Here is an 8,587-nt window from a genome sequence, read left to right on the forward strand (position 1 = left end):
CGCCCCCCGTCGCCCCCACCCCAGCACCAGACCACCCCGACAACACCAACTCACGCTCACCGCGATCCAGCAACGCCACCTCACCCACCACCACCGACGAATCGGCCACCAAAAGGCGGTCAAGAAGCGATTCGAGACGGGCGATGTGCCTGGCCATCTCGTCGGCGTTGTAACGGTCGGGGTTCCACGCGAACTGGATTCGGGGCCTACCGTCGACCGTTCTCGGATAGATGTTGAACGCAACGTCTTGCACGGGGAAATTGAAGACCTCGTAAGTCACTTCCGAAGGTCCGAAACGAAATGGCTCGGCGAAGGCCATCACGTTGATCACCGGCCCGAACTCGACGTTCATGTCAAGGCGGGCAGCATCGACAATCAAATCTGGCCAGCGCCGGAACTGTTGATGCCGCAGCGCCCCAATCAAATTCGTGCCGACCCGATCGGTCAATGCACCGATGCTCTCGCCGTCATCGACGCAGACGGGCAGTGGCAAGAGGTTCGACACCATACCCGCACATCTCTTCAGCGCGGCGGTCGTGCGGGCCGAAACCGCAAGCGACATGGAGACGTTCTGACGCCCCGTCGTTTTTGCGATGAAAGCCGCCAATGTGGCGACAGCCCTTGGGACATCGAATCGGTCCTGCTTGTCTTCCGACACGCTGCGCTTGCAGACCAGCTCATGCACTATCGGGTGGCGTGGCGCGATCGACCTTCGCGCACCCGCCAGGTCGGTGACGTCCAGTGGTCCGCGCACCACCGTTTTCCAGTACTCAGCATCGGCAGCACAGCGCGACGACTCCTGATACTTCAGATCCGCCGTGCGAATAAGCGCAAACTCGGAGAAGTCGACGACTTCGACGGTGTCGGGAACGGACCCTGAATAGACGGCAGCGATGTGCCGCATGAAATTATTTGCCCCATACCCGTCAAAGAGGACGTGGTGCCCCCGCAAATAGAAGTACGACAGATTGTCGGTGATCCGCAGTAAAGCCAAGTCGCACAGCCGGTCGCGAAGCGGGTCAAACGGCTGGCGGTAGTCGTTGTTCATCCAGCTGATCGCGGCGGCCGCCGGGTCACTCTCGACGCGCAGATCGATGCAGCGCAGTGTCTGCGGAATCGAGCGGTCGACGACGAAGACCGGTTCGCCGTCATTGAGAGATGGGCGGGCGCAGGGTGTGCCGAACCGCCGTGCTGCGGCTTGGCAAGCGGCGGTGAGCCTCTCGATGTCGACATCGTGATCGATCGCGACGTAACCGCCGAAGTTGTAAGAAACGTCGGGCTGAAGTAGTTGAGCGGTCCAGATCGCCCGCTGAGCGGCCGTCAAAGGTCCCAGGACGTCGGCTTGCGTACCGTAATTGAGCATAATGACGACGAACTTCCTATCTAGGCCGATGTGGGCATCGGACGTGCGGTGACGCCGGCATGGGAGGCCATGTCGTCGAGGGCTGGAACGACATCGGTTGTGGTCTCCTTTGTACGTCTTGGCAAACAACGGTTTTAACTTTTGATGGCCCGAAAAATGTGGCAAGGGGCGGCATTTCGTCAGCGGAGCATTCGAGGCTGACGACCGACGGACCATCGAGCCGCAGCGCCCGGCGAATCGCCGCGCTGAAGTCGTCGGCGTCCGTCACATCGACCGCTGGAAGCCCGGGGAACATAGCCGCGAGGCCGGCCCCGAGCTGACTCGCCGTGAACCGGTTATCACTGCGGCCATTGCGGTGAAACTGCCCTTCGCTGGTCACAGACATCGCGTGGGCGTTGTTATTGAACAAGACGAATGTCACCGGTAGCCGGTACTGTATTGCGGTGTGCACCTCCATGCCGTGCATGAAGAAGGCACCGTCGCCCGCGATCACCACGACACGCCCTTGCCGTGTCTCATCTTTGCCGCGGGCGAACGCCATCCCGATACCTGCGCCGAAGCTGTATCCCATGCCGCCCATGCCGAGCGCGACCGTGAACCTGCCCGTGCGTCGCACAGGTAGGTAATGGACCGCCGCGGCGCCGGCATTGCCGGCGTCAACGACAATGTCGACGTCACCAGGTAGCAGGCGATCGAGGACGTTCATGGCGTCCCGGTAGCGGATCCCCGGACCGTCGAATGGTGGCGGAGTCAGTTCCGTGCGCCATATCGCGTCTGGCACCCTAACCCCTCTTGGCCGCCCCCGACCGGTGAGTGCACTCGTCAGCATTCGCAAAGATGTACGTAGGTCGTCGCTGTCGACGTGCGGGCACGGGATGTACGGTGGCTCAGACCCAATCGAGACCGTCTGTGCGGTGGCCAGCGCATCGTCAAGGCCGGCGCGCGCGATCACCGGCAGCCGAGTCCCGACTACCAGGCACAGGGCGCTCCCGGCCACTGCTTCCGCCACACCGGGGTGGCCCATGACCCCGGTCACCCCAAGCGCCGACGAGGAACCGAAGCCGGGTGTGCCGGCGGCGTCTTTGGCATGAGGAACACACGCCACCCGCGCGCGAAGCACCGCGCGCAGTACCGCCAGCTCGGCTCGTGCATCGTCACGGACTACCTGCTCACCCGCGATGATGGTGATCGGCCCGTTCGCCCCCCGCAGCGCTTGAACGATCGGCTGCGGGTCACCGATAGCAGGGACCCGCTCGGCCGCATATCCATTCACGTGACCGTTGGACGGGGCGGACGCCTTCTGAATGTCTTTGGGTAGCAGCAATACCGCGGGGCCACCTGTGCTCGCCGCCGCCACGGCAGTCGGCAGAGCGTGGGCGATTTCGGCGGGGTCCAGCACCCGTCGGCAGAATATCGACACCTCGGAAAACAGCGCCTCGGCGTTCAGCGAGCCGTTGCGGCCGCTGGTGTCCTCGAAGCCGCCATGGCCGTCCGTCGCGGTCGACGGCTGACCCACCAATGCCAGTACCGGAACCCGGCTGGCAAACGATTCTCCGAGGCCGGGAATCAGATTCAGTGCACCCCCTCCGGATGTCGCTGCCATCACACCCAGAGCGCCACCGCTGCGGCTGTATCCGTCGGCCATTGCGGCTGCCGAGAACTCATGCTTGGCCAACACGGCGCTGATGTCCGAGCGCAAGCCGGCCGCGTCGTAAAGGTCCTCGATGTTGCAGCCGTCGACGCCGAAGATGTGGTCGACTCCGATTGCCGCGAGGTACCCGACGATGTGGTCGGCCACTCGTTGCCTCTGAGACATGATTTCAACCTCTGGAAACGTCGTAGGGGATCGCATACTCGAACCGGTCACCTGTTCGCATCTGGTCGTGGGCGAAACTGCTGCGGAGCCGGCGAGCTCATAAGACAAGCCATCCGGGCTGAGATCACCGAAGCGCGATCCACTGCACCGGACCGTCCGGCCGATCGTCCCACCGTGGAGTGGGTCGGCCGAGACGTGCTCTGTCGCGTCAGACGCACGGAATCGACTCGCGGGCGAAAGGCTTCGGATCGCGAGAAACCCCAAAAGCATTCTTGTGTAATGCGTTTAGCGTGTTCCGCGCGGTCCAAGTCGTAATTCACAACCACGAGGGGCCAACCGGGCATACCCGCTAGGCAGGATGTCATGGGCGGGAGTTTATGGTTCCTCGAGCGAACGTCATGAACCGATTGATCCGACTCAGGTGGTGCTCGCGCAGAGATCGAGTAGTGGCCGAGCCGGTAGTGCGTGTGAGGGCTCAGTCGCCGTGTCCTTGACCGTAAGTGTCACCAGGCGCTCGGGCGATCACCGATCATCGGAAGGATGCCCGAAGGGGCGCTGGACTCGTAGCTCGCACCGAAATCCCTGCTAAGGGTGTGCAGGGGCATCGTTCGGGTCTCGATTGACGAGGTCCGCTTATTGACTTCTGGGCGAACCACGCGGCAGCCGCGCGCTGATTATTGGGATGAGGCCCAAACGTCGGTGAATAGTGTTGGGTCAAGACGCATCTTGGATCGTCAGGTGTGGGTTCCTCCGCCGGTGCGCATGGAGATGACCACCGGTCGGCGATCTCGCGACCACGACGGGTGAAGGCGAGTACCCGGTTCTCCGCCACGTGCATCCCGCTCCGTCTCGCACGAACACCGCAAGATCGGATTCGTAGGCTTTCTCCGCACGCCGCAACGCGTAGCGACCACCCGGCTGACGGAGTCCTGGGGACCAGGGCGACGGAACGCTGGGGGCGGTGTCGAATCAACTACGATCTGCGCAGCCGGACGGCAGGCCACCGCGGGTGACCTGCCGAACCCGAGCCGCGGCACGGGACCTTTAACCCGAGGTCGTACAACGAGAGATCGGCGCCGAGCCAGGCTGGAAGCCAGGGGCTGTTGCCGCACAGTCGATCAGCCACTCTCGCAATTCGACGGCCTGACCAAAGGTTGCCTTCATGGCATCGCGTCCAGACGGTCGAATTCAGCCCGTTGGTAGAGCTTGGCGCAGGCGGTGCGCCGAACTTTGCCGCTGGTCGTAGTTGGAATGGAACCGGGTGTCACAAAGACGATGTCGGCGGCCCGCAGGCGGTGCGCGTTCGATATCGCTGAAATGACTTGGCACTTCAGCGAGCTGAGCTCCTGCATCTGGTCGTCGAGCGTGTCCCGCATTCTCACCTCGGCAACAGCGACCAGCCGCTCCGTTCCGTCAGCCGGCACAGCGATAGCTGCGACACGTCCCTTCGTTACCTGTTGAATGGTGGCTTCGATGTCATCCGGGTAGTGGTTGGTCCCGTGGATGATCAACAGATCCTTGATCCGGCCGATGATGAACAGCTCGCCATCCGAGATGACCCCTAAATCCCCGGTTCTCAACCAAGGGGCTTTCGGGGTATCGGGCCCCGGGCTGACCAGACTCGCGCTGAAGGTGCCCAGGGTTTCATCGGGCTTCTGCCAATATCCGTTTGCGACGTTGTCGCCGTGAACCCAGATTTCGCCGACCTTTCCGGCCGGATTCTCGGTTCCGCCTTCCGGGTCGACGATCCGCAGAACGGTCGAGCGGCAAGTACCGTGACCGATCAGGTGTACACCGCGGCCGGCGGTGTCACAAGCCTTGGCGTAGCCGCGGGACAGTTTTTCGTTGTCGAATCGGACGGTTTTCACCGGGCGCCCTGCGTCGGCACTGGCCACGTACACCGTTGCCTCCGCGAGCCCGTACGACGGCCGTATCGCCGTGTCTTTGAGACCGAACCGGGCAAAGCGGTGCATGAACCGCTCGACGGTGGCGACGTGAACCCGTTCTGCGCCGCTGGCGATCCCGAGCACGTTGCCGAGGTCATGGCCGGCCATCTCCTCGTCCGATATTCGCCACACTGCCAAATCGAAAGCGAAATTTGGCGCGGCGGAGAGCGTCGGGTGATCGGCGGCGAGCATTTGCATCCAACGAACCGGTCTGCGCAGGAAGGAAAATGGGCTCATCAATACCGCGCTGTGCCCGGTCACCAGGGACCCGCATACCCCCAGCAGCAGCCCCATGTCGTGGTAGAACGGCAACCAGGAAACCAGCCTCATCCCGGCCGCTCCCGTTTCCCCGATCAAGTCGGCGAATGCCTGCTGGACATTTGTGACAACGTTCTTGTGCGTCACGACGACACCGGCGGGCGCGCGGGTAGAGCCCGATGTGTACTGCAGATACGCGGGCCGCGAGGGCGGGCAGTGCACGGGCTGGGGCCGCCGAGGGACATCTAGATCCAGCGAATCAACCTCAATCAATAACGGGGCCGTCCCGCCGTTGAAGCTCTCCGCATACTTTGTTACTTCAGAAACGGCGCAAGACGTGGTGAGAATCGCCGAAGGCGCGCAGTCGCGCAACACGGCGGACACACGCTCGTCGTGGAGACCTACTTGCGGGATCGGCAACGGAACCGCGATCGCTCCGGCTTGGACTGCACCCAGGAAAGCAACGATGTATTCGAGCCCCTGGGGGGCCAGTATTGCGACCCGACTCCCATTCGAACCGCACATCGACAACTCGTCAGCAACGACCTGCGCTCGTTGCTGGACTTGCCGCCAGCTGAGTGTTTCGGCGATCCCCCTCGGGTCGACGTCGTATTCGATGAACGTATAAGCGGCCGCATCAGGCTGCCGGCTCGCTCGCTCCTGGAGCAAAGCGGTGAGCGAGGGCCCAGTCACGGTGAGCTCCTCAGTCGCTCAAGGTAGTTCTGCACCATCAGGTTTGGGGTTTCCAGTGCTGGCAGGGGCCCGCGTCTGGGCGGCTGACCGGAGTCGGGCGCGATAGCCGTCAAACGGCGCCAAGCGCCGCCCGTCGCGAACCAGCAAGAGGGCAGGGTGCCTCCTGCGACCCAAACACACCTCGTCCAAACCGCTTCGGCGGATCCGAGTGGTTTCGGATCGTGATCCAGGGTCTTGCGGGACCAACCGGCCTTGCCCTCCCGACTGAATGTCATGCGCGGGAGCGTATGGTCCCCCGACCTGACATGGTGGCCGGATTGACGTGAGTTGAGTGGTGAACGCGCCTACTTAGAGTAGTGCGGCAGACATCCACCGCGTTGAGGTCGCGCCCGCAAGTTCGGCGCGAACCCCTCGTTCGCGGTAATCGGTCACAGGACGATGTGACTTCGGTTTCGCACTGTGCGAGTGGCCTTTCCGCGCGGCGACGCGCCTTCGCGGGTCCTAGCCGGCCGCGTGGCGGTCATGCGGCTTGTCATTAAATGCCTCGTCACCTTGTCCCGGCGATGCGTGGAGGTCCGACTCATCCCGGTTTATCAGGTCAATGAGCTGATCACGATTGGTGATGCCGAGTTTGGCGAAGATACGGTACAGGTGTCCTTCCACCGTCCGCACCGAGATGAACAACCGGTCACCGATTTGGCGGTTGGACAAACCGGCGACGACGAGCATCGCGATCTGGCGCTCGCGACCGCTGAACGGTAGCGGCCGCGCCGCGGCCTCGAACGCCGGTGTGCGCAAACCGCATTGGCCCGCCAGCCGGTATGCCCAGATCGACGACTCGACTTCCTTGCCCCGGTCGTCGAGCCGAGCGTGTTCACCGGCCGCCTGGGCAGACGCGTCCGCGGCGAGGGCCAACGCGCCGAGTTCGACGAATCGCCGCGCGGCAGCGTCGAGTAGATCGCCGTCCTGGCGCGCCAGGGCGCGGGCATGGCCGGCGATCGCCTCCGCCAACGGCGTGTTCAAGATTGTGGCGAGTTTCTCCAACCGCGTGGCGTGCGACGAATCGCCGAAGCGCACCGCCGTATGACGTGCCTGCAACTCGATCGCATGCATTCCCCCGTTCTCCGCGATCTGCGCCGCTTGCACCGCGTGCGTTCGGGCGGCCGCCGTCTCGCCCACAGATGCGCGTTCCCAGGCCCGGGCGAGTTCGAGTTCGGGCAGAAACACCGCGACATGCGGTCCATAAGCTCTCTCCGCACTGGCCAACGCTGCGGCGGCCGCCGCACCGTCACTGTGAGCCCCTTCTGCCTGCGTCCACCAAGCCGCCACCAGCAGCAACAGCCCTGCTGGAAACTCGTGCGACAAAACCGATGTCGAGTCGTGTAGGACGGCGCGCGCGGCGGGAAGTGCGCCGCGGGCCAGGTGCACCAAGCCCAGCATCGCCTGCACCATGGCATCTGCCTCGGGCAAGCCGGCGGTCATGGCGGCGTAGCGCTGGCAGACACGTTCGGCTGCCGGATACTCACCAGCGGCCGTCAACGCCGCAACCTCAGCCAGCCCGCTGACGAATCGATATGGGCCCAGACGGCCGTGCGTCGTCGCCTCCCCCTGGTCAGCTATCTCCTGCACTTCGCGAGTCCGGCCAACCAGCGCCAACGCCCATGTCGTCGGCGTGATAGCCCATAGGACCGTCGAACTTGGCTGACCGATTGCGCACAGCGGCAACCCTCGCTCGATCGCCGTGGCGACGTCGCCGGTAAAGAACGCGAATGCCGACTCGATGGCTGTAACCAGACTCGCGCTTTCACCACACCTGGCGCGATGTTTCGCGTCGGCCAGTAATGCCCGTGCCTGCTCGATGTGCCCACAGTCGAAGAACAAGTTTGCAGCCCGCCGACACATCCACTGCACGATCAGCGACTCGTTGGCATCGTCAGGCTTGGCGTCGACAAGAACGATCTCGGCCTCGTCGGCGCGCCCCCGCCAACTTATCGCCTCCGCAAGCACCATTGCGGCTGGTAAGCCTGCGTCGCGGTCGACCGCGAATCTCGAAAGTTCTTCGGCCAGCGCGATGTCCGACATTGCCAGTGCGTCCGCCGCGGCCTCGATGACCACATTGAGGTCTGGGTCCAGATCGCTTCGCACCATGAACTGCGCCAGCCGGGTTCGGCTGCGCAGGTCTGGCGACCGCGCGCGTCGGGGTCCAGCCTGCGAGTGCTTTTGAAGACCTTGTGCCAGGCGGCCGTTGAGGTGCCGTGACCGCACGACGCCGGCGTGCCGGAGCGCCACCTCACCGATGACCGGGTCGTTCAGATGAGCCAACGTGTGCGAGCCATCGGCGAGCATTTGGATCAAGCCGCGGTGCTCTAGTCGCGCCACCGCGCCGGCGTCGCAGATGTCCCGCAGGACCTCCCACTCCAGCAGCTTCGCAGTTGCCAAGACCTCAACGACCTCCAACTCCTCGGGAGTAAGAGACCACAGCCGAAAACCCAACAGCTCATAGAGTTCTCG

Annotated in this window: 4 protein-coding genes; all 4 read right to left on the bottom strand. The window is 63.7% G+C overall.

The features are described from left to right. Window positions 1-1,363, bottom strand: a 1,363-nt coding sequence (locus A5773_RS18105; RefSeq protein WP_232001885.1) for a condensation domain-containing protein, incomplete at its 3' end; no start/stop codon positions are given. Between the two features lie 16 nt (window positions 1,364-1,379). Continuing rightward, window positions 1,380-3,179, bottom strand: coding sequence for a thiamine pyrophosphate-binding protein (locus tag A5773_RS18110; RefSeq protein ID WP_082948297.1), 1,800 nt, complete (start codon window positions 3,177-3,179; stop codon window positions 1,380-1,382). A gap of 1,160 nt (window positions 3,180-4,339) precedes the next feature. Beyond that, entirely contained in the window at window positions 4,340-6,076 is a 1,737-nt protein-coding gene (locus A5773_RS18115) for an AMP-binding protein (RefSeq protein WP_066953067.1), read from the bottom strand. Window positions 6,077-6,577: 501 nt separating this feature from the next. Then, on the bottom strand, window positions 6,578-8,587 hold a 2,010-nt coding region (locus A5773_RS18120), incomplete at its 5' end, for a helix-turn-helix transcriptional regulator (protein WP_082948298.1).

Source organism: Mycobacterium sp. 852014-52450_SCH5900713 (assembly GCF_001667075.1).
GTDB lineage: Bacteria > Actinomycetota > Actinomycetes > Mycobacteriales > Mycobacteriaceae > Mycobacterium.